Source organism: Natronosalvus rutilus (assembly GCF_024204665.1).
GTDB classification, from domain to species: domain Archaea; phylum Halobacteriota; class Halobacteria; order Halobacteriales; family Natrialbaceae; genus Natronosalvus; species Natronosalvus rutilus.
The window spans coordinates 693360-720025 of record NZ_CP100355.1 but is presented as its reverse complement, the minus strand read 5'-3'; the positions used below and the strand labels follow the sequence as shown (position 1 = coordinate 720025).

General features: G+C 64.8%; 20 protein-coding genes and 1 pseudogene. 8 read left to right on the top strand and 13 right to left on the bottom strand.

The genetic code is table 11. The annotated features are described in order from the left end of the window. The first annotated feature begins 172 nt into the window (after positions 1-172). The gene (locus tag NGM29_RS03490; protein WP_254158999.1) at positions 173-2275 is read left to right on the top strand and encodes a minichromosome maintenance protein MCM; all 2103 of its coding nucleotides are present in this window, start codon (positions 173-175) and stop codon (positions 2273-2275) included. A gap of 52 nt (positions 2276-2327) precedes the next feature. On the opposite strand, the gene NGM29_RS03485 is transcribed toward NGM29_RS03490, so the two are convergent. The 3 genes and pseudogenes from NGM29_RS03485 to rio1 form a co-directional block, all read right to left on the bottom strand. Continuing rightward, on the bottom strand, positions 2328-2621 hold the full coding sequence (locus NGM29_RS03485) for a transcription initiation factor IIB family protein (RefSeq protein WP_254158997.1): 294 nt from the start codon (positions 2619-2621) through the stop codon (positions 2328-2330). Between the two features lies 1 nt (position 2622). Beyond that, a pseudogene (locus NGM29_RS03480) lies at positions 2623-2709 on the bottom strand (hypothetical protein); the annotation flags it as partial. A gap of 110 nt (positions 2710-2819) precedes the next feature. Further along, on the bottom strand, positions 2820-3686 hold the full coding sequence (rio1, locus tag NGM29_RS03475) for a serine/threonine-protein kinase Rio1 (protein WP_254158995.1): 867 nt from the start codon (positions 3684-3686) through the stop codon (positions 2820-2822). A 161-nt stretch (positions 3687-3847) separates the two neighbouring features. On the opposite strand from rio1, the gene NGM29_RS03470 reads away from it, so the two are divergent. Continuing rightward, positions 3848-5026 (top strand): M24 family metallopeptidase, encoded by a 1179-nt coding sequence (locus NGM29_RS03470; protein WP_254158994.1) that lies wholly within the window; start codon positions 3848-3850, stop codon positions 5024-5026. A gap of 471 nt (positions 5027-5497) precedes the next feature. On the opposite strand, the gene NGM29_RS03465 is transcribed toward NGM29_RS03470, so the two are convergent. Continuing rightward, a complete protein-coding gene (locus NGM29_RS03465; protein ID WP_254158993.1) occupies positions 5498-8707 on the bottom strand; it encodes an FAD-binding and (Fe-S)-binding domain-containing protein in 3210 nt (1069 codons plus the stop codon). A 7-nt stretch (positions 8708-8714) separates the two neighbouring features. Continuing rightward, complete coding sequence (locus NGM29_RS03460; protein ID WP_254158992.1) at positions 8715-9686, bottom strand: NAD(P)-dependent oxidoreductase; 972 nt, start codon at positions 9684-9686, stop codon at positions 8715-8717. Positions 9687-9833: 147 nt separating this feature from the next. Between NGM29_RS03460 and NGM29_RS03455 the strand changes: the two genes are divergently transcribed. Both NGM29_RS03455 and ilvA read left to right on the top strand, forming a co-directional pair. After that, complete coding sequence (locus tag NGM29_RS03455; protein ID WP_254158991.1) at positions 9834-11141, top strand: amidohydrolase; 1308 nt, start codon at positions 9834-9836, stop codon at positions 11139-11141. After that, positions 11138-12376: a threonine ammonia-lyase gene (gene ilvA, locus NGM29_RS03450; RefSeq protein WP_254158990.1), complete on the top strand. Its 1239-nt coding sequence runs from the start codon at positions 11138-11140 to the stop codon at positions 12374-12376. The genes NGM29_RS03455 and ilvA overlap by 4 nt, the downstream gene beginning before the upstream one ends. Before the next feature lie 364 nt (positions 12377-12740). Here ilvA and NGM29_RS03445 read toward each other — a convergent pair whose 3' ends face one another. From NGM29_RS03445 to NGM29_RS03420, 6 genes are all read right to left on the bottom strand, one after another. Beyond that, complete coding sequence (locus NGM29_RS03445; protein ID WP_254158989.1) at positions 12741-14102, bottom strand: aminotransferase class III-fold pyridoxal phosphate-dependent enzyme; 1362 nt, start codon at positions 14100-14102, stop codon at positions 12741-12743. A gap of 149 nt (positions 14103-14251) precedes the next feature. Then, the gene (locus NGM29_RS03440; protein ID WP_254158987.1) at positions 14252-15898 is read right to left on the bottom strand and encodes a BCCT family transporter; all 1647 of its coding nucleotides are present in this window, start codon (positions 15896-15898) and stop codon (positions 14252-14254) included. Between the two features lie 387 nt (positions 15899-16285). Further along, on the bottom strand, positions 16286-16933 hold the full coding sequence (locus tag NGM29_RS03435) for a DUF8102 family protein (protein ID WP_254158985.1): 648 nt from the start codon (positions 16931-16933) through the stop codon (positions 16286-16288). Positions 16934-17056: 123 nt separating this feature from the next. Next, entirely contained in the window at positions 17057-18337 is a 1281-nt protein-coding gene (locus NGM29_RS03430; protein ID WP_254158983.1) for an amidohydrolase, read from the bottom strand. A gap of 177 nt (positions 18338-18514) precedes the next feature. Further along, positions 18515-18904 carry a Rid family detoxifying hydrolase gene (locus NGM29_RS03425; RefSeq protein WP_254158981.1) on the bottom strand — a complete coding sequence of 130 codons (390 nt, stop codon included), beginning with the start codon at positions 18902-18904 and terminating at the stop codon, positions 18515-18517. A gap of 20 nt (positions 18905-18924) precedes the next feature. Next, the gene (locus tag NGM29_RS03420; protein ID WP_254158980.1) at positions 18925-20307 is read right to left on the bottom strand and encodes an aspartate aminotransferase family protein; all 1383 of its coding nucleotides are present in this window, start codon (positions 20305-20307) and stop codon (positions 18925-18927) included. Between the two features lie 311 nt (positions 20308-20618). Here NGM29_RS03420 and NGM29_RS03415 point away from each other — a divergent pair, with 311 nt between their 5' ends. Both NGM29_RS03415 and ligA read left to right on the top strand, forming a co-directional pair. Continuing rightward, a complete protein-coding gene (locus NGM29_RS03415; protein ID WP_254158979.1) occupies positions 20619-21065 on the top strand; it encodes a DUF2391 family protein in 447 nt (148 codons plus the stop codon). Positions 21066-21122: 57 nt separating this feature from the next. Further along, positions 21123-23243 carry an NAD-dependent DNA ligase LigA gene (gene ligA, locus NGM29_RS03410; protein WP_254158978.1) on the top strand — a complete coding sequence of 707 codons (2121 nt, stop codon included), beginning with the start codon at positions 21123-21125 and terminating at the stop codon, positions 23241-23243. Positions 23244-23316: 73 nt separating this feature from the next. Here ligA and NGM29_RS03405 read toward each other — a convergent pair whose 3' ends face one another. Continuing rightward, positions 23317-24192, bottom strand: a complete 876-nt coding sequence (locus NGM29_RS03405) for an ABC transporter permease subunit (protein WP_254158977.1) — start codon at positions 24190-24192, stop codon at positions 23317-23319. Continuing rightward, complete coding sequence (locus NGM29_RS03400) at positions 24189-25112, bottom strand: ABC transporter ATP-binding protein (protein ID WP_254158976.1); 924 nt, start codon at positions 25110-25112, stop codon at positions 24189-24191. The genes NGM29_RS03405 and NGM29_RS03400 overlap by 4 nt, the downstream gene beginning before the upstream one ends. A gap of 149 nt (positions 25113-25261) precedes the next feature. Between NGM29_RS03400 and NGM29_RS03395 the strand changes: the two genes are divergently transcribed. Together NGM29_RS03395 and NGM29_RS03390 are read left to right on the top strand one after the other, a co-directional pair. Beyond that, positions 25262-25918, top strand: a complete 657-nt coding sequence (locus NGM29_RS03395) for an AAA family ATPase (RefSeq protein ID WP_254158975.1) — start codon at positions 25262-25264, stop codon at positions 25916-25918. A gap of 1 nt (position 25919) precedes the next feature. Next, positions 25920-26336: an RNA-binding domain-containing protein gene (locus NGM29_RS03390; protein WP_254158974.1), complete on the top strand. Its 417-nt coding sequence runs from the start codon at positions 25920-25922 to the stop codon at positions 26334-26336. Positions 26337-26666: the final 330 nt, after the last annotated feature.

Sequence of the window (26666 nt, the reverse complement as noted above, 5' to 3'; positions counted from 1 at the left end):
GTCACCTCATACGAACGAGATTGAGCCTCGCTATAACATCTATACCATTTCCGAACAACGAGTCTCGAAAGTCTCGAGTGGTCGAATTGCTCGAGGAATAAGAGAGTCAGGCTGACCACTTTCAGCCGGCTATACGACCATTTATACCCCATGCCGACCCTAGACGATTTCAATGGCGCAAGCGGGCAACTCTGAACTCGTCGACGCGTTCGAGCAGTTCTTCCGTAACTACTACGACAACGAGATCAAGCAGCTCGCCCAGCGTTACCCCAACGAACAGCGCTCGCTGTCGGTCGACTGGCAGGACCTCTACCGATTCGACCCGGACCTGGCCGACGACTTCCTGAACCAGCCAGAACAGCTCCAGCGCTACGCCGAGGAAGCCCTCCGTCTCTACGACCTGCCGATCGACGTCAGCCTCGGACAGGCCCACGTCCGCATTCACACCCTCCCGGACACCGAGTCCCCCGAGATCCGCGAGATTCGCGCCCGTCACATGAACACCCTCGTCCAGGTGCGCGGCATCGTCCGGAAGGCCACCGACGTCCGTCCGAAGATCGAGGAGGCCGCCTTCGAGTGCCAGCTCTGTGGCACCCTCTCGCGGATCCCCCAGTCAACCGGTGACTTCCAGGAACCCCACGAGTGCCAGGGCTGTGAGCGTCAGGGGCCCTTCCGCGTGAACTTCGACCAGTCCGAGTTCGTCGATTCCCAGAAACTCCGCATCCAGGAGAGTCCCGAGGGACTGCGCGGCGGCGAGACGCCCCAGGCCATCGACGTCAACATCGAGGACGACATCACCGGCGAAGTCACCCCCGGCGACCACGTGTCGGCGGTGGGCGTCCTGCGCCTCGAGCAACAGGGCAACCAGCAGGAGAAGTCGCCCATCTTCGACTTCTACATGGAGGGGATGTCCGTCCAGGTCGACGAAGAGCAGTTCGAGGACATGGACATCACCGACGAGGACAAGAAACAGATCTACGAGATTTCCCAGCGCGAGGACGTCTACGAGGACATGGTCGGCTCCATCGCGCCCGCCATCTACGGCTACGAAGAAGAGAAGCTCGCGATGATGCTCCAGCTGTTCTCGGGCGTGACGAAGCAGTTGCCCGACGGCTCGAGGATTCGCGGAGACCTGCACATGCTGCTCATCGGAGATCCCGGTACAGGAAAATCTCAGATGCTCGGATATATTCAAAATATTGCACCCCGTTCGGTCTACACCTCGGGCAAGGGGTCGTCCTCGGCAGGGCTTACCGCAGCTGCGGTTCGCGACGACTTCGGCGACGGCCAACAGTGGACCCTCGAGGCTGGCGCCCTCGTGCTCGCCGACCAAGGAATTGCGGCGGTCGACGAACTCGACAAGATGCGCCCGGAAGATCGCAGCGCCATGCACGAAGCCCTCGAGCAACAGCGGATCTCGGTCTCGAAGGCGGGTATCAATGCCACCCTCAAGTCCCGGTGTTCGCTGCTCGGCGCGGCCAACCCCAAGTACGGTCGCTTCGACCACTACGAACCTATCAGCGAGCAGATCGACCTCGAGCCGGCGCTCATCTCGCGGTTCGACCTGATCTTCACCGTCACGGACCAGCCCGACGAGGAGAAAGACCGCAATCTGGCAGAACACATCCTGACGACGAACTACGCCGGCGAGTTGACGACCCAGCAACGGGAGATGCCCCAGCTCGACGTCTCCACCGAGGAGATCGAGTCGATGACCGAGGAGGTCGACCCGGTGATCGACGCTGACCTGTTGCGCAAGTACATCGCGTACTCCAAGCAGAACTGCCACCCGCGGATGACTCAGGAGGCCCGGGAAGCCATCCGGGACTTCTACGTCGACCTCCGCTCGAAGGGGACCGACGAGGACGCCGCGGTGCCGGTGACGGCCCGAAAGCTCGAGGGCCTGGTCCGGTTATCGGAGGCCAGCGCGCGGATTCGCCTCTCCGATACGGTCGAGGAAGAAGACGCCACGCGCGTGATCGAGATCGTTCGCTCGTGTCTCCAGGACATCGGCGTCGATCCCGAAACCGGCGAGTTTGACGCGGACATCGTCGAGGCGGGGACCTCGAAGTCCCAGCGCGACCGGATCAAAAACATCAAGCAGCTCATCAGCGACGTCGAGGAAGAGTACGACGAGGGCGCACCGATCGACGTCGTCCTCGAGCGGGCGAACGAGATCGGCATGGACCAGTCGAAAGCCGAGCACGAGATCGAGAAGCTCAAGCAGAAGGGCGAGGTCTACGAGCCGAGTACGAACAACTTGCGGACGACGTAGGCGTCGCTCGCGCTCGGCGTCGTCACAATGCGAACCTGATCGCTCCGAGTCCTCACTCCACCTGGTCGACCAGTTCGACCGCCGATCGGATCGTGACCGGCGAGACGTCGGCGACGGTGGCGGCCTTCTGGGTGATGGCCTCACAGCCGAGCACGAGCGAGGCGTGATACAGACAGCCGGCGGCGACGCCGCCTGGATTGCGGCCACCGATCAGACCCCGTTCGAGGAGAGCGTCGACGCGTTCCTGGGCGTACCGCTCGACGTCGGCGCCGAGATCGGTCCTGGTCGTCGTAGGATCGCCACTCCGGTCCGGGATCGATCGCGTGCTCTCGACAGACGAGTCCACACTGGCTACAGATCTGTTCCGTTGCCGTCGATCGGATGGTCCCCTCGCACTCGGGACACCGGTCCTGATGTGCACCTTGTTCCACCATACATTCGTTGGGCCGTTGATAGTATTTAAATTATCCTATTGGTGTTGATCTTCAATTTTATCGATTGCTTTCTAAAATACAGTTGAACACGATAGCGAAATGCCACTGTGTCAGGCTCGAGTTGGGTCCGGTTCGGGCTGGGTAACGAACTCGAGAACCTCGTCGTCGGTTACCTCGAGGCCCTGTCGTCGGAAGAATGAGGCGACGTTGTGGCAGTCGCGTTCGAGAAAGCCCCGACTGTTGGGGTGGTGGACGGTGACGGCTTGCCCGAGGTCGATGACGATGAGCTGGTTCTCGTGGACGATGACGTTGTACTCGCTCAGGTCGCCGTGGATCAGGCCGGCCGAGTAGAGTCGACGCATGTACTCCCGAATCACCTCGTAGGCCGTCTGCGGGTTCTCGACGTGAACCTCGCCGAGGCGCTTCGCTCGACCGTCCGCGTCGTTCCCGAGATACTCCATCACGAGGACGTTTCGTTCGGCCGCGATTGGCTCCGGGACCCGAACGCCCGCGGCACGGGCGCGTTCGAGGTTGGCCAGCTCCTTGCGGACCCAGGCGAGGACGACGTCCTTCTTCTTGCCGCCAAGTCCCTCGAACCGGGGGTCGCCCTCGAGGTAATCGCGCATCTGGCGGAAATTCGAGGCGTTGATCCGGTAGATCTTCACGGCGACCTCCCGGTCGTCGCCGAGGGCGTGGTAGACGTTGGCCTCCTTGCCGGTCGAGATGGGGCCGCCGAAAGCCTCGACGTGGCCGTCCTGGACGAGTTTGTACAGCGCGGCGAAGGTGGCGTCATCGAACACCGACTGTTCTACCTTGAACTGGTCGGCGTCCTTGATGCGTTCCTCGAACTGTTCGAACTCGCGGTCGCGCTTGCGGGCGATGCGGTCGGCTTCCGTGTCGGTGACGTCGATCTCCTCCCACTCGTCACCGGGGGTGTCCGCTTCCTCGAGGTCGACCAGTTCAAACGCGGCTGTCATCTATGGTGACGTAGGGGGCGAAACGGGTAAAGGGTAGGCATGAGCAACTGGTCGGATTCGACGGCGGGGCGATCGGGGACGAAAGTAAACGATATCTGTAGCCATTGTACACGAAAAACTTTTAATATTCCTGGTGGACCACCACTGTAGGGTCTGTTACCATGTCTCGAGACGTCTTCGACGAACGCGAGTACGAGCGTCGGGTCGAGCGAGCGAAGACACGGTTGCGCGAGGAGGAACTCGACGCGATCGTCGTCACCGATCCGGCCAACATGAACTATCTTACCGGCTACGACGGCTGGTCGTTTTACGTCCACCAGGCCGTCGTCGTCACGGTCGACCGCGACGAACCGGTCTGGGTCGGTCGCGAGATGGACGCTAACGGTGCCCGGGCGACGACCACCCTCTCCCAGGAGAGCATCCGGGCGTACAGCGACGACCACGTCCACTCACCGTACGACCTCCACCCGATGGACTACGTCGCGGGCGTCCTCGAGGACCTCGAGGTCGCTGACGGCCGAATCGGCCTCGAGATGGACGCATCCTACTTCACCGCGAAGTCCTACACGCGACTCCAGGAAAACCTCCCGGAAGCCGAATTCGAGGACGCAACGCTCCTGGTCGGCTGGGTCCGGGTCAAGAAATCAGAGCAGGAACTCGAGTACATGCGCGAGGCCGCTCGCATCTCGGAGAACGCGATGCAGGCGGGCCTCGACGCGATCGCGGAAGGCGTCCCCGAGTACGAGGCGGCGGCCGCGATTTACGACGCGCTGATCACCGGCACCGACGATTACGGCGGCGACTACCCAGCGATCGTCCCGTTGATGCCCTCGGGCGACCACACCGGAACCCCACACCTCACGTGGACCGACCGCCCGTTCGAGGACGGTGACCCCGTCATCATCGAACTGTCGGGGTGTCGCCACCGATACCACTCGCCGCTGGCCCGGACGACGTTCGTTGGCGACCCGCCCGCGGAACTCGAGCGAACTGCGGACATCGTGGTCGAGGGCATCGAGGCAGCCCTCGACGCCGTCGAGCCGGGAGTTACCTGCGAGGCCGTCGAGAAGGCCTGGCGCGACACGATCGCCCAGTACGGCCTCGAAAAGGAGGACCGAATCGGCTACTCGATGGGGCTCGGCTACCCGCCGGACTGGGGAGAACACACCGCGAGCATTCGCCCAGGCGACGAGACCGTCCTCGAGGAGGACATGACGTTCCACATGATCCCCGGCATCTGGACGGAGGAAATTGGGATGGAGATCAGTGAGACGTTCCACGTGACGGGAACTGGCGCGGAGACGTTAGCCGACTTCCCACGGCGACTGTTTACCGCCTGATTGCACTCCGACCCGTTGCACATTCGAGCCGCGAACGTCGCTCTCGAGACGACGGTGAGGACTCGTACCCGAACGAGGAACGGCCAATAGGGATCGCGACAGAGAAGGCACCTCACGGACTCTGGCCGTGAGTCTCCCGTGGCTATCGGCTGATCAGTCTCTCGACGTTCCGGAACGGATCGACGTCACTGACGTTCGCTTCGTCTCCGTATTCGGACGTTTCGTTGCTCGGCAGACGCCATCACCCCCACGAAGGGAAATTCGATCGGAGTCGGTGGTCAGCGCTGCTCGAGACCGATGTACGAACCGAGCTGTCTGACGACCTCGTCGACGAGCTTCTCATCGAGCGTCCCCGAGAAAGGTGGTGCGACCGTCCCGATTGTGGAGTTCGACGGCGGTCGGCCACCAGTGGCCGCTCGAGCGAGGGTCTGATCCGCTCGCGGCCAGAAAATCGAAGACCGACGACTGACCTCACGATCGCTCCGCGAGCGCCGCCGCAACCGCCTCGATCGGGTGGGGCGGATCCGAACACCCGTCGTAATCCGATAGCTGCGTTCGACAGGACGCACCCGGCGCGACGACCACCTCCCCGTCGCTCGCGTCGACCTGGTCGAACAGGATGTCGCCGATGGCCCGGCTGAGCGAGTAGTGTTCGGCCTCGTAGCCGAAGGAGCCGGCCATCCCGCAACAGCCCGAGTCCAGCATGTCGACCTCGTAGCCGACTGTCTCGAGGACGGCCGCGGCGTGGCCGTCCTTCTTCGTCGCCTTCTGGTGGCAGTGGCCGTGGTAGGTCAGACGACGGCCGGCCCCGTCGGCCGGCAGTTCGCTAGCCAGGTCGGATCGATCGAGGTACTCACAGACGCCGTAGGCGTTCCTCACGAGTCGTTCCACGTCGGGACCCGACAGCAGGTCCAGGTAATCCGACTGGAGCATGACCGCGTCGGAGGGTTCGACCAGGACGACCTCCCACCCGTCCTCGAGGAACGGCGTCAGCGCGTCGACGTTGGTCCGGGCGCGTTCGCGGGACAGGTCGAGGAAGCCCTTCGAGTGGGCCGGGCGTCCGGTCGAGGTCACGCCGTCGGGAAGTCGGACGTGAACGCCGGCCGTCTCGAGGACCTGGACGGCTGCCTTGCCCGCCCGCGGATGGTTGTAGTTCGTGTACGTATCCGGGAAGAGGAGCACCTTCCGGTCCGCCGCCTCGAGCGAGACCCGGGGGCCGCGCGCGGCGAACCAGTCCTCGAAGCTCCGGCTCGCGAACGTCGGAAGGTCGCGCTCGCGAGCGATTCCGATCGTTTTCTCGGCGACCGTCCCCGATCCCGGTAGCGACGCTGCCCAGTTAGACAGCGGCGCGAGCGCGGAGCCGACGGCGTTGAGCCGGTCGACGTTCGCGAAGAGGCGGTCCCGGAGGGACGCCCCGTTTCGCTGGTGGGCGGCGTGTTCCACCTCGGCTTTGAGCTTCGCCATATCCACCTCGCTCGGGCAGTCGCGCGCACAGCCCTTGCAGCCGATACAGAGGTCCACGATTTCGGCCAGGAACTCCTCGTCGACCGCGTCGGCGTCGAGTTCGCCGCTTATCGCCCCCCGGAGCGCGTTCGCCCGGCCGCGGGTGCTGAGGCTCTCTTCCTCGGCCGCGCGGTACGTCGGGCACATCACGCCGCCGGTCGTCTCCTGGCCGCTCCGACAGCCGGCACAGCCGTGACAGAGGTCGACCATCCCCTGGAAGCCGTTCTCGTTGTCCCAGTTCAGGGCCGGCTCGAGCCCCGGGTCGAACGCGTAGTCGGGGTCGAACCGGAGGTGCTCGGTCATATCGTGGTCGCCACAGACGTTCCCGGGGTTGAGCAGCCAGTCGGGGTCGAAGGCCGTCTTCAGGTCGCGAAAGAGGTCCCACACGTCGTCGCCGTAGAGCTTGTGATTCCACTGCGTGCGGGCGCGGCCGTCCCCGTGCTCGCCCGACACCGAGCCGCCGTACTCGACGACGAGGTCGGTGACGTCGTCCGCGAGCGACTCGAACGCCTCGAGTCCGGCCGGGCTCTTGGTATCGACCAGCGGCCGCATATGCATACAGCCCGGCCCCGCGTGGGCGTAGAAACTGGCGAACGTATCGTACTCCTCGAGGACGTCCTGAAAGTCCGCGACGTAGGCCGCCAGGTTCTCGGTCGGGACGGCCGTGTCCTCGATGAACGAGATGTGCTTCGCGTCGGAAGTTCGCGAGAGGAGGATCGGGGCCGCGCTCTTGCGGAGCTTCCAGAGTTCGGCGATGCCTTGCGGATCGTGGGCCTCGAGGGCGTCGAAGGCCCGGATGGGGTCGTGTTCCAGGTTGGCCGCGGTGTCCTCGTCTTCCGAATCCGCTTCATCGGCCCCCGGATCCGGGACGTCCGCGTCCGGCAGCCGGTCGGCCAGCAGGTCCGCGACCTGCTCGCGGCCGTGGCCGTCGGTCTTGGCGTAGAACTCGACGAGTAAGGCGGTCTCGGTGCCCGCGGGGAGTCGTTCGGCGACGGCCGCGAACTCCTCGGTTCGTTCGGCGAGGTCGATCAGCACGTCGTCGATCGCCTCGATTGCCGCCGGATCGTGGTTGCGGACGATCGTATCGACGTCGGCCATCGCCTCGAGCAGGTCGTGGTAGGTCAACAGCGCCACGGACGTGGTCTCGGGCACGGGCTCGAGCGAGACCGTCGCTTCCGTTACGACGCCGAGCGTCCCCTCGCTGCCGGCGAACACCCGGGCGAGGTTGACCGTCGCGTCGGGGTCGGGTTCGCCGTCGAGTTCGAGCGGGCCGTCGCCACGCTCGTCGAACGCGTCAGGCCGTCCGTAGGCCTCCGCGACCAGGCGGTCCAGGTTGTACCCCGAGACGTTGCGCTTCAGTTGCGGGAAGGCCTCGCCGATAGCGCCTGCCTCCTCGTCGATCACGCGGCCCAACGCCTCGTAGATGCGCTCGAGGAGGTCGCCGTCCGGATCGGCCGTACTTCGGAGGTCGGCGACCGTCACCTCACCGAAGTGCTCGACGGAGCCGTCGGCGAGGACGACCTCGCACGCCTCGACGTAGGCGTCGGTCTTGCCGTACTGCAGCGAGTGGGCGCCCGTCGAGTTGTTCCCGATGGCGCCGCCGACCGTGCTGCGGTTGCCGGCGGCGGGGTCGGGCGCGAACTTCAGGTCGTAGGGCTCGAGGGCCGCGTTCAGGTCGGCGAGAACGGCCCCCGCCTGGACGGTCGCCCGTCGTTCGTCGGGGTCGATCGTGCCGACTGCGTCCATGTGCGCCGTGAAGTCGAGGACGACGGCCTCGTTGACCGCCTGGCCGGCGAGGCTCGTGCCGGCGCCGCGCGGCAAGACGGGGATGTCGTTGTCGGCGCAGTAGCCGACGACGCTCGAAACGTCCGCCGTCGACCGCGGCAGAACCACGCCAACGGGCGTCCGTTCGTACGCGCTCGCGTCGGTCGCGTACAGTTGGCGGGTGTACTCGTCGAATCGCACCTCGCCGTCGATTCGGGCGTCCAGATCTGAGACCAGAGCCGGTCGATCGATGGTCCCGCCGACGTAGTCGTAATTCGCCCGGGAATCCGCCGCGGGGTCGGCTCCCCGGTCCGCGGACGAATCGGACCGGTTCGGGTCCGGCGCTTCTATCGAGTCCGGCTCCCCCGTCCGGTCGGCCCGATCGGTCGTGGAGGCGGTGTCGTCGGTGGCCATCGCTCGGTCACCCCGACGTCGGCTCGAGGACGGCGTTCTCGAGGGCGTCGCCCGCCTCCAGCGCGCGGACGTTGTGCGCGACGATGTCGGCCAGCCGGTCCCAGTGTTTCGGTGTATGGCCGCCCGTGTGAGGCGTGATGAGGCAGTTCTCGAGGTCCCACAGCGGATGGTCGCCGGGCAGTGGCTCGGGGTCGGTGACGTCGAGGGCGGCCCCCCGGATGCCGTTGAACTGCAGCGCCGAAACGAGCGCGTCGGTGTCGACGAGCCCCCCTCGAGCGGCGTTGACGACGACGGCGTTCGGTGGGAGCGTCGCCAGTTCCGCTTCGCCGACGAGGCCGTGGGTCGTGTCGTTGAGCGGGCACGCCAGGACGACGTAGTCGCTGCGCGAGAACGCCTCGTGCACGTCGTCCACCTCGAAACCGAGGACCTCGTCGGTCGGGCCGTCCTTCGACGGCGTGTACCGGATACCGATCGTCTCGACGTCGAACCCCTCGAGCCGTGTGACGATCTGCTGACCGATCGAGCCGAGGCCGACGACCGTCACAGTGCTGTCGGTGAACTCGTGTGACTGGAAGTGACGCCACTCGCCATTTTGCTTGCGGCGCCACCCCTCGTGGAGGTTTCGCGCGAAGACGAGCATGTTAGCGATGGACTGCTCCGCGATGCCGGGTGCGTGGATGCCGCCAGCGTTGGTCACGGCGACGCCGTGGTCGGCCAGCGCGTCCATCGGGACGTGGTCGGTCCCGGCGAACGTACACGCGAACAACTCGAGGCGCTCGGCGTGCTCGAGCATGGCCTCCTCGATCGTGATTCCGGTCACCACTCGCGCCTGCGAAACGAGTTCGCGCTCGGCCGCCGGCGTACGAGCGAGTTCGACGGTGCGTTCGGGGAGGCGCTCGCGAAGCGTCTCGGCGTACGATTCCATCGACAGGCCTTCCGTCCCCTCCCGGAGAACGATGACGTCTGGGTTCGTGCTCATGTGAAGATTCCTCCGTCACAGCGACGGCCCACCGTCCCTGAAACGTTCGTACGCTACGGTTGTCACCAGTTCCCTTATCCTTTTTGTGTACCCGTCGTTAACACTGATTGTGTATAATTAAGTGCGTGGGTCGCGTCAGCGTCTCGCATGAGCGAGCCGATACGGGACCGACTCGTCCCCCTCCGTCGCAGTTTTCACCGGCATCCAGAACCGGCCTGGCGCGAGTTCCGGACGACCGCCTGCGTCGTCGAGGAACTCGAATCCCTCGACGTCGACGAACTCGCCGTCGGAGCAGACGCGTACGATCCCGCCGACCGAATGGCCGTCCCCGACGACGAGGAACTGAAGCCCTGGCTCGAAGGGGCGCGTGAAGCCGGTGTTCGCGAGGACCTCCTCGAGCGAATGACGGGGGGCACCACCGGTGCCGTCGCGGTCCTCGATCGAGGCGACGGGCCGACCATCGGGCTTCGAGTCGACATCGACGGCCTGTTCATCGAGGAATCGACCGACGCGGATCACGAACCGGCCACCGAGGGCTTTCGGTCGGCGGTCGACGGCACGATGCACGCCTGCGGCCACGACGCCCACATGACCTGGGGGCTGGCCACGCTCGAGGCAATCGTAGAGAGCGACTTCGCCGGGCGACTGGTCGTCTTCTTCCAGCCAGCCGAGGAGACCGGCGGCGGCGGGTGTCCGATGGCGAAGAGCGAGTTCGCGGCGGATCTCGACTACCTGCTGGCGATCCACGTCGGGCTCGACCACCCGACGGGAGAGGTCGTCGCGGGCATCGAGAAACCCCTGGCGATGTGCCACGTCGACGCGACGATCGAGGGGACCTCCGCACACGCGGGAAAGGCGCCCAACGAGGGGGATAACGCCTTACACGCCATGGCCACGGCGATCGAGAACGCCTACGGCATCCCCCGCCACAGCGACGGAATGACCCGCGTGAACGTCGGTCGTGCGGAGGCGGGAACCGCGAGCAACGTCATCGCCGAACGGGCCCACATCGTCGCTGAAGCCCGCGGCGAGACCACGGCGCTGATGGAGTACGTGAAGGAGCGACTCGAGCGAACGATAAAGTCGGCGGCGACGCTTCACGGCTGTCGAGCGGACGTCGACATCGTCAGCGAGTCGCCGCGGGCCGACAGCGACCCCGAACTACAGGCGCTCGTGAGCGAGGTCGCAGCCGACGTGGCGGGCGTCGAGCACGTGCTCCCCTCGGCTGACTTCGGCGCGAGCGAGGACGCGACCTTCCTGATGGAACGCGTCCAGGAGGAAGGGGGACTCGCGTCGTACCTCATCGTCGGCACCGATCATCCGACGAGCCACCACACGCCGACGTTCGACGTCGACGAGCGGAGTCTCGCACACGGCGTCGACGTGCTCGTCGAGACGATTCGCGAACTCGAGCGACGACACCCGGTGTCTCGTCGCGACGAAAACGGGGCATGAGCGACAGCCGCGTTACCCTCGAGGACGTCGAAGCAGCCCAGGAGCGTATCAACGACGTCGTCCACCGCACACCGCTGGATACGTCGCGCACCTTCGCCGAGATGAGCGGCGCGGCGTCGGTCGGGCTCAAACTCGAGAACGCCCAGCGAACGGGCTCGTTCAAGATTCGCGGAGCGTACAACGAGATGACCCAGCTCTCCGGCGCGGAGCGAGAAGCGGGGGTCGTCTCCTCGAGTGCGGGAAATCACGCCCAGGGCGTGGCTCTAGCCGGCCAGTTGCTCGGCATCGAGACGACCATCGTCGTCCCCGAGGTGACCCCCGCGGCGAAGATCGAGGCCACGCGCGGCTACGGAGCCGAGGTGGTCGTCGAGGGCGACATCTACGAGCGATCGTACGAGTACGCTCTCGAGCGAGCAGACGAGACCGGCGAGACGTTCGTCCACCCCTTCGACGACGAGGAGATTGTCGCCGGCCAGGGAACGATCGGCCTCGAGTTGCTCGAGCAGTACCCCGAGATCGACACCGTCCTCGTCGCCATCGGCGGCGGCGGGCTGATTTCGGGTATCGCGACGGTGCTGAAGGCCCACGATCCAGTGACCCGCGTGATCGGGGTTCAACCGGAGGGAGCCGCTCACGCGAAACCCTCGCTCGAGGCGGGCGAAATTCGGGAACTCGAGACCATCGACACCGTCGCGGAGGGGATCGCCGACACCCGGATGCTGGAGACCACCTTCGCGATCGCCCGCGAGGTCGTCGACGACGTGGTCAGCGTCACCGACCGAGAGATCGCCACCGCGGTGGCGTTGCTGGCTGAACGCGCAAAGACCGTTGTCGAGAGCGCGGGCGCGACGCCGCTGGCGGCTGCCATTTCCGAGGAAACGGCAGTGGACCTCGAGGGAGCACACGTCGGCGTGATCGTCTCCGGGGGCAACGTCGGCCTCACCGAACACGCCGAACTGACGCGGACCGGCCTCCACGAACTCGGACGCTACGTCGAGGCGCGACTGGCCGTCGACGGGTGGCCCTCGACCGTTGGTGACGTCGCGGAGACCGTCGAGACCGAGGGCGCCGAACTGGACGTCCTCGAGCGCACACGACGCGGTTCCGTCGACGAGCCGAATCGGGTTCCGGTGACCGTGGGCCTCGAGGGCAGCGGACGGGAGCACCTCGAGGGCGTGCTCGACTCGCTAGACGGCCTCGAGGGTGTGTCGGTACTCGAGCGCTCGCTCGAGTAACTCGCTCGAATAGCTCCCTGGAGCCACTGTTGGCGCGCTGAACCGCGACTCTGTCGCGGTTCGAATGGCGCGAGGGATGAGTGAGCGAGCGAAGCGAGTGAGCGAATCGGCTGGGGAGGGTGTGGAAATTAGTGTCCACGATCGAGGAGTGGTGACGGCACGATACGGCCGTCGTGACGGAGCAGTGCGTCCTCACACTGGCAACTAGGGATTCCACGTCCTCCCCGGCCGATTCGTTCGCTCCGTACAGTCGCTCACCACGTCCCATCGCGTGCCATCGCACGTGGACGGTCCGACCAGTATGTGCAGCAGCCCGAATACCGAGTCTCGAGTCGCAGAGTCAGGAATTAGATTCAGAGACTGATTACGCCACTTTCGCGTTCGGTCCGACCGCCTCGATCGCCTCGAGGAAGATGCCGATTCCCAGTTCGATCTCACGCTCGCTCGAGTCGAGCGGCGGGAGCAGCCGGATCGTCTTCTTGCCACAGCCGAGGGTCAGGAGGCCGCGCTCGAGGGCGGCCTCGACCACGGCGGTCCGGCGATCGGGGGTGTCGAACTCCACGGCCAGCATCAGCCCCTTGCCGCGGACGTCCTCGACGTACTCCGGGGCGTCGTCGCGCAGGAGTTCTTTCGCCTGCTCGCCGCGCTCGCGGGCGTTCGCGAGCAGGTCGTGCTCCTGGATGGCCTCGAGCGTGAACGCGCCCATCATCGAGCCGAGCAGGTCGCCGCCGCCGAAGGTCGAGCCAAGCCGGTTCTTCTCGTCGGGGAAGAGCTCCGAGCGCGAGATCGTCGCACCCACGCGAAGCCCCTTCGCGCTCGCGATGACGTCGGGTTCGATCGGGTAGTGATCCGAGGCCCAGATCTCGCCGGTGCGGCCGACGCCGGCCTGGATCTCGTCGACGACCAGCGGGATGTCGTACTCGTCGGTGACGTCCGCGACCTCCTGCATGAACGCCTCGCTGGGGAAGCGGTAACCGCCGACGCCCTGGATGGGCTCGAGCGCGAGGAAGGCGATTTCGTCGGGGTCGATGTGGCCGCCTTCGGGCGCGAGCAGGCGGCGCAACTGCGAGTCGCTGCCAGCGAAGAATCCGCAGTCACAACTGTCGGCGTCACAGCCGCGGTCGGCACAGAACGGTACCGTCTCGATTCCGCTGATCTGGGGGTAGTGACGCGTGTAGACCTCCTTGGACTTTGTGATCGAGAGGGTCCCCAGGGTCCGGCCGTGAAAGCTGCCGGCGAAGGCGACGCCGTACTTTGCCGGGGCGCGGTGATCGTTCGTGATCTTCATCGCGTTCTCCATCGCCTCCGCGCCGGAGTTCGAGAGGAACACCGTGTCCATCCCGTACTGGCTCGAGATGTCGACCAACTTCTCCATGAGGTGACTCGAGCCCGGCACTGCCGACTCCTCGGGGGTCGGTCCGGCGCCGAAGTACAGGTCCTGGCCGGCGATCTTCATCGGCTCGACGAGGTCGAACGCCTCGAGTTTGTCGAGGATCTTCTCGTTGTTGTAGCCGAGGGGCGCAGCACCGATGTGGCAGGTGAAATCGAGCAGGACGTTCCCGTCGACGTCCGTGACGAACGGGCCGTCGGCCTCGCGCGTGATGTCCCAGACGAAGTCGTGGGAGTACTCGCTGGGCGCGGAGTACGCCTGATGGAAGTCGACCCACCGCTGGGCGTTCGGGCCCGGAAGCGCGTCCGCGTCGGGTTCCGTGGTGTCCCTATCCATACACAGATTATGTGTACCTCGTACATTAAAACTTGTTATAGGATGGCAGGGAACGGGTCGATGACTGCGACCGTCGATATAGTGTGGGAGAAAATCGACACGGGAGCCGAACGAGATGGCAGCCAGCGGGGTAGGGAGAGGCTGGCAGCTCAGTCGTCGTCGGATTCGACGGGCCCTCCGGGACCGGTCGGCGGTGAATCAGTTTCCGTTTTCCTGCTCGAGCCGATAAGAACGGTCTCGTCCTGCAGTAACACGCGGCCGTGCTTCGACGCGAAGTCCTTAATCAGCGAGAGCATCGCGGCGAAACAGACGAACGCGAACGGTGCCCCGGTGATGATGACTGCGTTCTGAAGCGCGCCCGTCCCGTCGCTGCCGCCGATGATCATGAGGATTGCGGCGGTCAGACCAAGGACGACGCCCCAGAAAATCCGATTGATCGTCGAGGGTCTCGCTTTCCCGCCGGTCGTCATCATCGAGACGGCGAGCGTCGATGAGTCCGCCGAGGTGATGAAGAACGTCGTCACCAGGATCATGAAGGCGATCATGAACACGGTCCCCAGGGGGAACGCCTCGAAGAGGATGAAGCCCGAGATCTCCGGCGTGTTGTTGGCAATCACGTTGCTGAAGTCTGCCGTTCCAGTGTGGTGGTATCGCAGCGCGGTACCGCCGACGAACGTGAACCACGGGATAGTCGCGGCCGAGGTCGCGCCGATCCCGGTAAAGGCGACTTCGCGGACGGTACGGCCTTTAGAGATACGGGCGATGAACAGTCCCGCGAACGGCGACCACGAGAGTGCCCACGCCCAGTAGAAGACGGTCCAGGAGTTCATCCAGCCCGTCCCGTCCTCGGAGCCGGTGCCGGTGTAGAGACTCATTGACGTGAAGTCGGCGATCATGCCGCCCATTGCCTGCGAACCGAGCAGGAGCAAGAACAGCGTCGGCCCCAGAATGAACGTCGCGAGCATGAGTACGACGAACAGGATCATGTTGAAGTTCGACAGCCGGCGGATCCCTCTGTCGACCCCGAGTACCATCGAGATGGTGAACAGGAGCGTCATCGTGGTCACCACGAGGAGGATGCCGACGTTCCCCAGATCGATTCCCCACTGGTAATCGAGGCCGGCGATGAACTGGCTCCCGATGAAGCCGAGCGACGTCGCCACGCCACCGATCGTAGCGAAGACGGCGAGAATGTCGACGACCTTCGCGGCCGGGCCGTCGAGATTCTCCTTCCCGAGAATCGGCGTCAACGCCGACGAGACCCGCAACGGGACGTCCTCGTAGTTGTACGCGAAGTAACCGATCGCGAGCCCCATGATCGTGAATACGGCCAACTGGGGCAGCGCCCAGTGGAATAGCGTCTGCTGGATCGCGATCGGTATCGCCTCGGCCGTCCCCCCTTCGACGCCGAACAGCGGCGATGGGTTGTCGTAGTAAAATAGCGCTTCGGTCGGCCCCCAGAACACGACCCCCGCGGCGAACCCGGCGGAGTACAACATCGCGAAGAACGACAGGAAGCTGTACTCCGGATCCTCGTCCCCCATCTTGATCTTGCCCCACGGCCCGACGATCAGGAACAAGAGGAAGAGGACGATCAGGAACACGATTACCAACAGTGCCCAGTTCAGGTACTCGACCACCCAGCTGTAAACGTCGTTGATCGTTTTTGTGACGGCACTCTGGTTGATGAAGAACGCCGCGATCACGCCGACGGTCAACAGCGCCCCGAAGGCGAAGACGACTGGATCGATTTCCTCGAAGAACGTCTCGACCGCCCCCTTCTCGGCGTCACTCATCCCGACTCACCCCCCCCCCCCCCCCCGAACCGAGCGACAGCTCACTGATTGACTGAGCCTCCACCCACATTTTGCCATGCTTCGTGTTGGCATACCGCTACCATTTACGTCGTAAACAATAAGTGTTTCTCACTCTCGTAAACTATCTACAGATTGCGTTTATTTGACGGTCGCTCGAGCGGCCCTCGACTCGAGGATGTTTTCGCCACGGGTCTCTCAGAAATGTTGCTCAGATCATGAATTGCCTATTCACAGATAGCAGCGCTCTGAGAAACAATGAACCGAATACGCGACTGTTCGTCGATTGGGTGTGGGTAGAGTGGGATCTGGACTAGCCAGCGGCCGCTGTCGGCCGTCAGTTCGCCAATTCGTCAATTCGCCAGTTCGTCAGTTCGTCAGTTCCTCGAGCGTCCGCTCTCGAGCCTCGGCACTCTCGGCCACTCGCTCGGCGAACTCGTCGACGCGATCTTTGATCTCCTCGCGGGCCGTCTCAGGCGAGAATCCTTCGGACATCGTCAACAGCCGAACGAACGCGCGAAGTTCCTCGTCGGTGAGTTGAGCGAACTCCTCGTTCTCGAGTTTCTCGATCACCGCGTCGACGTCGATCTGCCCGACTGGCTCGACGTTGAACTCGACGTTGACCATTCGGTAGTTCGATCCGGCCAATCGCTGTTCGGCCTTGCCGACGCCCTCCGAGAGCATGTCCTTGAACGGCGTGTGATAGCCCATCGTTCCCAGATGCAGAAAGGCGAGCACGTCGGTGATTCCCTGGGTGTAGGCGTCGCGGTCCTCGGCGTCGGGATCGAACACCGTCTCGCGGTCGCGTTCTTCCATGTAGGCAAAGAGTATACTGAAGTCGAGAATCGCGTTCCGCACCCGGCGCCGGATCCGATTGCGCTTCTGTTTCTTCGAGTGATCGGTGTAGTCGGTCTTCCGGCCGAGCAGGAAGTCGCGATCGGAGGGGGTGAGAATGCCCCGCGGCCGATCCGAGTCCGCTGCCGTCTGGAGGGACGCCGGCACGTCGTCCTGGCTCATAACCAATACACAGGGAGCCCGGGGATTAATCCTTCTGATCGAACGAACATGACGAGACGAGAAGACGTCCAGGTGGGCGCGGTTCTGGCCGTATCTGGCCGCACCAGGCCCTACTTGGCCGTACTACGGCCGTTGACTCGAACACGCCCGAATCGCATTCGACAGGACCGCCACGCCAATCTCGAGGCTCTCGTCGTCGACGTCGAACGTCGGCGTGTGGTGGTTCGTCGGGTGGTCCGTCCCAACGAGGACGTACGACGCCAGACCGCCGCCGGCCTGGACGCGCTCCATCAGGTAGGTGACGTCTTCGCTGACGCCGAAGTCGGTCGTCTCGGTCACCTGGTGAACCCCCTGGACGTTCCGCGCGACCGAGCCGACGAGTTCGCGCAGTGCAGGGTCGCTGTCCGCCCGGGGCGACTCGCTGATGACTCGCGGGGTTACGTCGCAGTCGTGCATCTCCGCGGCTGCGTAGCAGACGCGCTCGAGTTCCGTTCGCATGTACTCCATCAGCCCCGTAGTCTCGCCGCGGACCTCCGCCTCGATCGTGATCTCCTCGGCGATGACGTTGCTCGCGGTGCCACCCTTGATTCGGCCGACGTTCACGCGGGTCATCCCGTCGCTGTGGCGAGGGATGCCGTAGGCGTTCTGAATCGCCGTCGCCGCCGCCTGCATCGCATTGCCGCCCTCGTTTGGCGCCTTCCCGGCGTGGGCGCTCGCCCCCTCGAACGTGGCCGTCAGGTGGGCCATGGCCAGGGGTTTCTCGATGCCCGCGACGATTTCCCCTGTCGGGTGGTCGAGGCCAATGTGGAGCGCGAACAGGTACTCGAGGTCGTCGGCGTACCCGCCCTCAGCCATCGCCTTCCCGCCGCCCGAGATTTCCTCGGCCGGCTGGAAGAACACCTTCAGCGTCCCCGAAAAGTCGCTGTTCCGTACCGCGTCGATCGTCCCCAGGGCGATCGCGATGTGGGCGTCGTGGCCGCAGGCGTGCATGTAGCCCTCGTGTTCCGATTGGAACCCCTCGGCAGTCGGCCGGTGGTCGTCGTCGCTCGACTCCGCCATCGAGATGCCGTCGAGGTCAACCCGCAGCCCGACCGTCGGCCCTGGCCCCTGCTCGAGCACCGCGACGACCCCCGTGTAACCCCCCTCCATCCGATCGAGGAGGTCGGATCGGACGCCAGCCCCACGGGCCTGCTCGAGCCAGGGCTCGAGCTCGGCGGCCGACGGGACGGCCATCCGTTTGTCGGGTGCGAGCGCCTCTCGTCCGATTGCGATGTCGTCGACGTCGAGGGACTCGAGTTCCTCGACGACGCGGGCGGTCGTCCGGAACTCGCGCCAGCCGGGTTCCGGATGCCGGTGAAACGCCCGACGGAGGTCGGCCACGCTCGTGTGTGCGTCGTAGGGCATACCTGGTGCTGATAGGACTGGCGGATATTTAACTATGGGTAACAGGTGACACCCTGTTTCTGTGTCGAGGCGGCGGTGAACCGATCGACCGGACCGCACCTCTACGAAGTCGCGGACCGACCCCGACCATCGTCCCCCCGTGAGGACGCAAACTGATCCGACTGCCCGACTGCCCAACTACCCCAGAAACGCGATCGCGTCCATCTCGATTCGAACGTCGTCGGGTAATCTCGAGACCTCGACGCAAACGCGTGCTGGCGGTTCTTCGCCGAACCGTGCGCCGTAGGCCTCGTTGACCCGGTCGTAGTCCTCGAGGTCGGTGAGGTAGACGGTCACCTTGACGACGTCGGCGAGACCGTCGCCGCCGGCTGCCTCGACCACGGCAGCGACGTTCTCGAGGACGCGCTCGGTCTGGGCTTCGACGTCGCCGTTCACGACCTCGCCGGTATCCGGATCGACCGGGCCGTAGCCGGAGACGTAGCACGTGTCGCCGGCGAGAACCCCCTGTGAGTAGGGATTGTCGTTGCTCGGTGCGCCGTCGGTCTCGAGTGGGGTGGTGTCGGACATCGTTTCGTTCGAGCGGCGGCTCAGGCCGTCCGTTTCGCCTCCTCAGTCACGTGTTCGATCGCCTCCACGACGACGTCGAGGGCCGTCTCGGCCAGGTCGCGGGTGAGGACGAGCGGTGGGAGCAACCGAAGGACGTTCCCGTGGCGACCGGCCGTCCAGACGAGGACCCCGCGTTCGAAACAGTAGGTCTGGATCGCGTCGACGAGATCGCCGTCCGGCGTCCCGTCCGAGTCGACGAACTCGGCGCCGATGAACAGTCCCTTCCCGCGGACGTCGGCCAGACGGTCCGTTTCCTCGGCCGCCTCCAGGAGTCGACCCTGGATGTACTCACCGAGGTCTCGAGCGTGGGTCAGGAGATCGTGTTCCTGAATGTACTCGATGGCGCGGGTCCCGGCGCGCATTCCCACGACGTGGCCGCGGTAGGTGCCGGCGTGGTCGCCCGATCCCCAGGTGTCGAGGTCCTCGTGGTAGATGGTTGCCGACAGCGGGAATCCCACCCCGCCGAGGGCCTTCGCGGAGGTCATCGCGTCTGGGGTAACGCCCTCCCAGTCGCAGGCCCACCACTGACCGGTACGGCCGAGCCCGCTCTGAATCTCGTCGAAGACGAGCACGACGCCGTTGTCGTCGGCAATATCGCGTACCCCCTGCAGGAACCCAGCCGGCGGCGTGACGATGCCGCCCTCGCCCTGGATCGGCTCGACGATGATCCCGGCCGGGTTGGCCAATCCCCCGTAGGGATCCTCGACGATCGCCTGCACCTCCTCGAGCGCGTGATCGACCGCCTCGTCGGGCGTCTTGTCCTGGCGAAACGGATGGGGATATGGCGCGTGAACGACGTCTGCGAGCAGGGGCGTGTAGTGGCCCTTGAACTTCTTGTTCGAGGTGACGCTCATCGCCCCCGTCGTCGCGCCGTGGTACGCCCCACGGAAGGCGATAAGGCCGTCGCCGCCGGTGTTGTACTTCGAGAGTTTGATCGACGCCTCGATAGCGTCGCTCCCCGTCGGACCGCCGAAGACGACCTTGTTCTGGCCCTGTAGGCCGTCCGGGGCGATCTCGTCGAGCTTTTCGATCAGCTCGAGTCGCGCCTCAGTCGGAAAGTCGACGGTGTGGACGAACTTGTCGGCCTGCTCGTGGACAGCCTCGAGGACGTAGGGATTGGCGTGGCCGACGTTGAGCACGCCGATCCCCGCGAAGAGATCGATGTACGTGTTGCCGTCGGCGTCGCGGACCGTCGCCCCCTTGCCCTCCTCGAACGCGATCGGAATGTCGTTCGGGTACGCAACCGCACTGCTGTCGATTTCTCGCTGTTTCTCGAGCAGCGACCGGGTTTTCGGCCCGGGAACGGAATCAACGTCCGGTGCGTCGTCGAAGTGAAGGTCGGCGATCGGCGGTCCTGCCGTCATACGTGACTCGTTGTGAAACAGCTACTAATAATTTGTCCACAATATCTATTCAAGTCGTACACAATTACTGAATAGGTTACGAGCACCACGTTCGTCGCGCCGTCGCTGGCGTCCGCCAGCGTGTCGACGATGGCTTCGGCGTCGAGCGCTCGAGTTCGGTATCACTCTCTACCCGGTTGACAGCGGTACACTCCCGTCGAGCCGGTCGAAACGGCCAAACGATGGATGATCGCACTGAAACGGCCGACCCTCGACAACCGGAGCCGTCTCGAGACCGGGCGATACTTGACGAATCGGCTGTTATTTCGAGTATGCAACTTCGCCGTCCTCGTCGGCCGCCCCAGTTCCGGGTAGCCGACTCCGCCCAGCAACTCGTCGGCGGATTCCTGCTGGCGGGGCCGTTCGTCGTCACCGAGGAGGTGTGGGTCCTCGCGTCGAATATGCATTTCTGGCAAGCGCTCGCGACAGTCGGTCTCGTCTTCGCAATCGGGTACGCGGCACTGTACGCCGCCGATTCGAGTCGCGATCCCGACCTGGAGAAGGAAGTCGGCGGCATCCCGTTGCGATTCATCTCCCTCATGCTCGTCTCGTTCGGCTCGGTCACCATCCTGGCGTTGCTCTTCGACGCACCCGATACGTTTATCGAGGAAGCCGAAACCACGACCAGGGTTGCAGCAATTACTGCGAAGGCGATCAGCGTCGGATCGATCTTCAGCGTCGTCGGGGCGGCGACGGCCGACAGCGTCTTTGCGAAGTGACAGGGTCCGTGATCCACAAACCTACGTTTTAATCGGAACGGGACGAACGCTCGAGTAATGTCCACACCGACGACGGAGAATCCCTACCTTCGGGATCCGCCGGTCGAGTTCGATCCGGTCCAGGACCTCGAGCTCGAGGCGGCCGAAGAACAGGTCGAGCGCCTACGCGAGGCCATCCGCGAACACGACCGTCGGTACTACGCCGAGAACGACCCGATCATCGCCGACCGGACCTACGACGCGCTGTTCGCTCGTTTGCAGGAACTCGAGGACGCCTTCGACCTCGCTCATCCCGACAGCCCCACCCGAGCGGTGGGGGGCGAACCGCTCGAGGCCTTCGAGACGGTCGAACACGTCGCACCGATGCTCTCGATCGACGCCAGCGGCGAGGCCGACGACGTCCGGGAGTTCGACGAGCGTGTGCGCCGAGAGCTTCGCGATGCGGGCTACGATGGCGACAGTGACGACGGAGACGGCAACGGCGAGGTCGCCTACGTCTGTGAACCCAAGTTCGACGGCGTCTCCATGGAGTTCGTCTACGAGGACGGCTCGCTCGAGCGGGCGGTAACCCGCGGCGACGGCCACGAGGGAGACGACGTGACGCGAAACGCCCGAACGATCGGCTCCGTCCCCCAGCGATTGCACGACGATCCGCCGGAATCCTTCGCCGTCCGCGGGGAAGTGTACATGCCCAAAGACGCCTTCCAGGCACACAACCGCGAGCGCATCGAGCGCGGCGAGGATCCCTTCGCCAATCCCCGGAACGCGACCGCAGGAACGATTCGCCAGCTCGATCCCGCTGTCGTCGCCGAACGCCCCCTCGAGGTGTTCTACTTCGACGTGCTCGCAGCGAGCGACCTCGCGGACAGTCACCGCGAGGAACTCGAGGACTTCCCCCGATATGGGCTCCGGACTAACGACCGCGTCGAAATCGTCTCGGATATCGAGGCAGCCATCGACTACCGCGACCGCCTGCTCGAGGCCCGCGACGACCTCCCCTACGAGATCGACGGCGTCGTGATCAAGGTCGACTACCGCGAGGCCCGCGAGGAACTCGGGCAGACGGCCCGCCACGACCGCTGGGCCTACGCCTACAAGTTCCCCGCCCGCGCGGAGGTGACGCCCATCGTCGACGTCGCCGTCCAGGTTGGGCGAACCGGGCGGGTGACTCCGGTCGCGCTGCTCGAGCCGGTCGACGTCGGCGGCGTCACGGTCTCGCGGGCAAGCCTGCACAACCCCGAGGAGATCGCCGCGAAGAACGTCAACGTCGGCGACACCGTCCGAGTCCAGCGCGCCGGCGACGTCATCCCCTACGTCGAGGAGGTCGTCGAGAAGGGGAGCGAGGGCCACTACGAACTGCCCGACGTCTGCCCCGTCTGTGGGAGCACGATCGAACGCAATGGGCCACTGGCGTTCTGTACGGGCGGACTGGCCTGCGACGCCCAGCGTCGGCGCTCGATCGAGTACTACGCGAGCGACGACGGCCTGGACCTCGAGGGCCTCGGCGAGAAGACGGTCCGACAGCTGGTCGATGCGGGGTTGCTCGAGAGCGTTGCGGACCTCTACAAGCTACCGCAAAAGCGAGACGCACTCCGTGACCTCGAGGGCTGGGGTGAGACGAGCGTCGAGAACCTGGTAGCCGAAATCGAGGCGAGCCGTGAGCCTCCGCTGGCGGAGTTCCTCTCGGCACTCGGCATCCCCCACGTGGGGCCGACGACCGCCCGCGAGCTTGCCCGCGAGTTCGGCTCCTTCGAGGCCTTCCGAGAGGTTGCCGAGGACGACCCCGCGAAACTCGAGGGCGTCGACGACGTGGGCGAAACCGTCGCCGAGACGATCCACGAGTTCTTCGCGAGCGAGGCGAACGCGGCCGTCGTCGATGCCGTGCTCGAGCACGTCTCCCCGCAAGAAGGCGATCTCGAAGACGGTGGCGACGAACTCGCGGGCCTGACGTTCGTCTTTACGGGGAGTCTTGAGGGAATGACCCGCGGGGACGCCCAGGAACTCGTCGAAGCCCACGGTGCGAACGCGACGGGGAGCGTCTCCGGCAACACCGACTACCTCGTCACTGGCGAGAATCCAGGGGCGACGAAGCTCGCAGACGCCGAGGAGGAGGGCGTGGACGTGCTCGAGGAGGACGCGTTTCGGGCGGTGCTCGAGGAACGGGGTATCGAAGCCTGATCCGACCGGGGACTCGCGGTGAGGATTCGAGAGGTGGAAAGGCAAAGACGGTCGACGAATGCCGAGTGACGCGCTACAGATCGATCTTTTCGAACCGGGCGTACCCGATCGCGAGCGGGACCGCGATCCAGAGCGCGAGGATCACGAACGCGAACCAGTGCTGGAGGTAGAACGGTTGAGAGGCAGCTTCGACCGCCCCTGGGTTGCCGTTCATCGCCTGGTTAAGACCACCGGCGACGATCGAGTTGCTCGGGATGTCGTGCTGGATCGAGAGCAGCGCCATTAGCGAGTCCAGAAAGACGGCGAACAGATCGAAGCGCTGGATGAAGAGCAACAGATCTCCCGAGAACAACTCGAGTCGGCCGTTGACGTACCCGAACAGGCCTTGCCAGAAGTACAGCAGGAAGAACGCGCCGACGCCACCGATGGTGGCACGGGTCTCGGTGCTGGTAAACGCCGACACGCTGAGGCCGATGGCGACGAAGACGACGCCGAAGCAGACCGTCACGAACACGAGCGCGACGTACTCGAACAGCGGCAACTCGCCGGTCTGGGCGAACATGATGATCGCCGCGGGGACGAACCCGGCGAGAATCGCAACCGTCAGCAGGCCAGCGCGACCGATGAACTTGCCGACGACGACTTCCTGTCGGGTGTGGGGCAGCGAGAGGAGAATGCGGATGCTTCCGAGTTCCCGCTCGCGGACGATCGATTTGATGCTCACCACGAGGCCGGTCAGCGGTACGAGGAAAACGATTGCGAGGACCACGGAGAGTCCGAGCAACCCGAACAGTGCGACGCCCGAATCACCCGACTGTCCCTGGAACCCGCGGGTGGCGACGTAAGTGAATCCGCCCATCGAGAGCAAGAACAGTGCCATCAGCGCCCACAGCAGGCGCGAGCGGATGCCGTCCCGGAAATCCTTCCGGACGATGGCGGTGACGCTCATGCCGTCACCCCCGTGTACCGCTGGAAGACGTCCTCGAGCGACGCCTCCGCCGTCGAGAAGTCCTCCACGACGATACCGGCGTCCTCGAGCGCGCCGAGCACCGCCGTCTTCGAGCCCGTCGTCTCGACGGCGACGACCGCCCCGTCCGACCCGGACTCGAGGACCTCGGCGCGTTCGACCCCCTCGAGCGCGCGGACGGCCTCGAGGGCGGGTTCGGTGATCCGGTCGGTCTCGATTCGCAACTGGCTGGCCGTCGAGACAGAGTCTCGTAGTCCCTCGACGCTGTCGACGGCGACCATCTCGCCGTTTCGGATGATTCCGACGCGGTCACAGACCGCCTCGACCTGCTCTAAGATGTGACTCGAGAAGAAGATGGTCGTCCCGCGGTCGTTCTCCTCGCGGATGAGCTGGCGCATTTCGCGGGCGCCGTTGGGGTCGAGGCCGGTGGAGGGCTCGTCGAGGATCAGCATGTCCGGGTCACCGACGAGGGCCATCGCGAACAGAAGCCGCTGGGACATCCCCTTCGAGTAGCCGCCGGCCTTACGGTCGCCTTCCTCCGGCGAGAGGCCAACTCGTTCGAACAACATGTCCGGCTCCTCGGTCGCGTCCTTGGACTCGATGGCGAACTCGAGGTGCTGACGACCGGTGAGGCGGTCGTAGGTTGTGAACCCCTCGGGGAGGACGCCGAGGCGCTGTCTGATCGCCTTGCTGTCCTCCTGGGCGTCCATCCCGAGTACGGAGACGGTGCCATCGGTTGGGCGGATGAAGTCAAGGAGGAGGTTGATCGTCGTCGACTTGCCGGCCCCGTTCGGTCCCAGGAAACCGAAGATTTCGCCGTCTTCGACGGTCAGAGAGAGGTCGTTCAGGGCGGTGACGTCACCGAATCGCTTCGTGACGTTCGTGACCTCGATTGCGTTCATACGGCCCGCTACTGAATCCAGAGATAAATACCCACCGATAGTATAGGATTTTCAACAGAACGATGCGAACCGTCTCGACGAAAGCGACCATTACGGAACATGGGCCCGAGACACAGCCCTTATGCACTCGTCGCCTGTACTCGCATCCGATGTACGTTATCGGAACCGTCGGACTCCCGGGAAGCGGCAAGGGCGAGGCCGCGACGGTCGCCCGCGAGCGAGGAATCCCGGTCGTCACGATGGGCGACGTGGTTCGACAGGAGACCACCGACAGGGAACTCGACCCCAGCAAGGACCACGGGACGGTCGCTCAGGCGCTTCGGGAGGAAAACGGCCCCGCCGCCATCGCCGAACGGTCGCTCCCGATGCTCGAGGACCGCCTCGAGGACCACGAGGGCGTCCTCGTCGACGGCATTCGGTCCGGCACCGAGGTCGACGTCTTCGAGGAGCGCTTCGGCGAGGACTTCACGCTCGTGAGCATCGAGGCCCCCTTCGACCTCCGTCGCGAACGCGTCGTCGACCGCGGCCGAGACGCCGACGAGGACGACGGCGGCGAGGGGCTCGAGACCCGGGACGAGCGCGAACGCGGCTTCGGGATGGACGACGCGATGGCACGCGCGGACGTCGTCGTCGAGAACACCGAGAGCCTCGAGGCGTTTCGGTCGCAGGTCAGCGAGGTGCTCGAGGCGGCCGAGGGGACTGACGACGAGGCCGTCGAAGAATCCCGAGGTGTCGAACCTGTGGGAGAGGTCGAAGATGCTGAAGACGTCGAAGATACCGAACCAACCCTCGAATCCGAACCCTGATATGACGACACTCTACCGCGTCGACGTCGAAATCACTGCCCCCGTCAACGACACGGAGGTCACGAGCCGGGTCGAAGACGCCATCAGGAACCTGTTTCCGAACGCCGAGCCCGACGAACGGTTCGGCGAGGTGACGGCGACGGTCCACTCCATGGAGCACTTCTCGAAACAACTACACCGCCAGGAGATTCTGGATACGGCCCGTGGCGAGTTCTTCTCGAGCCGCGAGGGCGACACGTTTCACTTCGCGCTGAAGAAGCAGGCGGCGTTCGAGGGACGCGTGAACTTCTCGGTTGGCGAGCCCGACGAACTCGGCGAGATCGCCGTTCGCGTCCGCGTCGAGGAACCATCGCTCGAGGCCTACGTCGATCACGTCGCCCCGCGAACCGAGGACGGGCGGCCGGTCGACTCGTCGTAGTCGGTTTCGTTATACGCGGAGCAGGCGCAATACCACGCCGTTCACGGCGTGGATACGCGCCGTCACTGGGGAATCCCTCCACACACTTCAACAGACTCGAGGTTTTAACGTGGACATTCAAGTGGGCAGGCCGCATACTGGTGAAACAGGAATCAGGCTGGGAACGGAGCGATTCCCGCTTAGTCCGACGATGGCGGCCTGCCCGCCCCAAGCAACCAAGCAATAATCGGAACCAGTCACTGACCGGCGTATCCTCACAGGGTACGACTGGAGTTGACTGCTGTACGCAGACGCAACGTAACTCCGAGTCCGTCGACGCTGGCCCAACCC

Bases quoted from the DNA above. Each gene is read 5' to 3' on its own strand.
- NGM29_RS03395 (WP_254158975.1), top strand. From the start codon at position 25,262: ATGTACGTTATCGGAACCGTCGGACTCCCGGGAAGCGGCAAGGGCGAG.
- NGM29_RS03490 (WP_254158999.1), top strand. From the start codon at position 173: ATGGCGCAAGCGGGCAACTCTGAACTCGTCGACGCGTTCGAGCAGTTC.
- NGM29_RS03390 (WP_254158974.1), top strand. From the start codon at position 25,920: ATGACGACACTCTACCGCGTCGACGTCGAAATCACTGCCCCCGTCAAC.
- ilvA (WP_254158990.1), top strand. From the start codon at position 11,138: ATGAGCGACAGCCGCGTTACCCTCGAGGACGTCGAAGCAGCCCAGGAG.
- NGM29_RS03465 (WP_254158993.1), bottom strand. From the start codon at position 8,707: ATGGCCACCGACGACACCGCCTCCACGACCGATCGGGCCGACCGGACG.
- NGM29_RS03400 (WP_254158976.1), bottom strand. From the start codon at position 25,112: ATGAACGCAATCGAGGTCACGAACGTCACGAAGCGATTCGGTGACGTC.
- NGM29_RS03470 (WP_254158994.1), top strand. From the start codon at position 3,848: ATGTCTCGAGACGTCTTCGACGAACGCGAGTACGAGCGTCGGGTCGAG.
- NGM29_RS03430 (WP_254158983.1), bottom strand. From the start codon at position 18,337: ATGCCCTACGACGCACACACGAGCGTGGCCGACCTCCGTCGGGCGTTT.
- NGM29_RS03425 (WP_254158981.1), bottom strand. From the start codon at position 18,904: ATGTCCGACACCACCCCACTCGAGACCGACGGCGCACCGAGCAACGAC.
- NGM29_RS03435 (WP_254158985.1), bottom strand. From the start codon at position 16,933: ATGAGCCAGGACGACGTGCCGGCGTCCCTCCAGACGGCAGCGGACTCG.
- rio1 (WP_254158995.1), bottom strand. From the start codon at position 3,686: ATGACAGCCGCGTTTGAACTGGTCGACCTCGAGGAAGCGGACACCCCC.
- NGM29_RS03420 (WP_254158980.1), bottom strand. From the start codon at position 20,307: ATGACGGCAGGACCGCCGATCGCCGACCTTCACTTCGACGACGCACCG.
- NGM29_RS03415 (WP_254158979.1), top strand. From the start codon at position 20,619: ATGCAACTTCGCCGTCCTCGTCGGCCGCCCCAGTTCCGGGTAGCCGAC.
- NGM29_RS03440 (WP_254158987.1), bottom strand. From the start codon at position 15,898: ATGAGTGACGCCGAGAAGGGGGCGGTCGAGACGTTCTTCGAGGAAATC.
- ligA (WP_254158978.1), top strand. From the start codon at position 21,123: ATGTCCACACCGACGACGGAGAATCCCTACCTTCGGGATCCGCCGGTC.
- NGM29_RS03405 (WP_254158977.1), bottom strand. From the start codon at position 24,192: ATGAGCGTCACCGCCATCGTCCGGAAGGATTTCCGGGACGGCATCCGC.
- NGM29_RS03455 (WP_254158991.1), top strand. From the start codon at position 9,834: ATGAGCGAGCCGATACGGGACCGACTCGTCCCCCTCCGTCGCAGTTTT.
- NGM29_RS03445 (WP_254158989.1), bottom strand. From the start codon at position 14,102: ATGGATAGGGACACCACGGAACCCGACGCGGACGCGCTTCCGGGCCCG.
- NGM29_RS03460 (WP_254158992.1), bottom strand. From the start codon at position 9,686: ATGAGCACGAACCCAGACGTCATCGTTCTCCGGGAGGGGACGGAAGGC.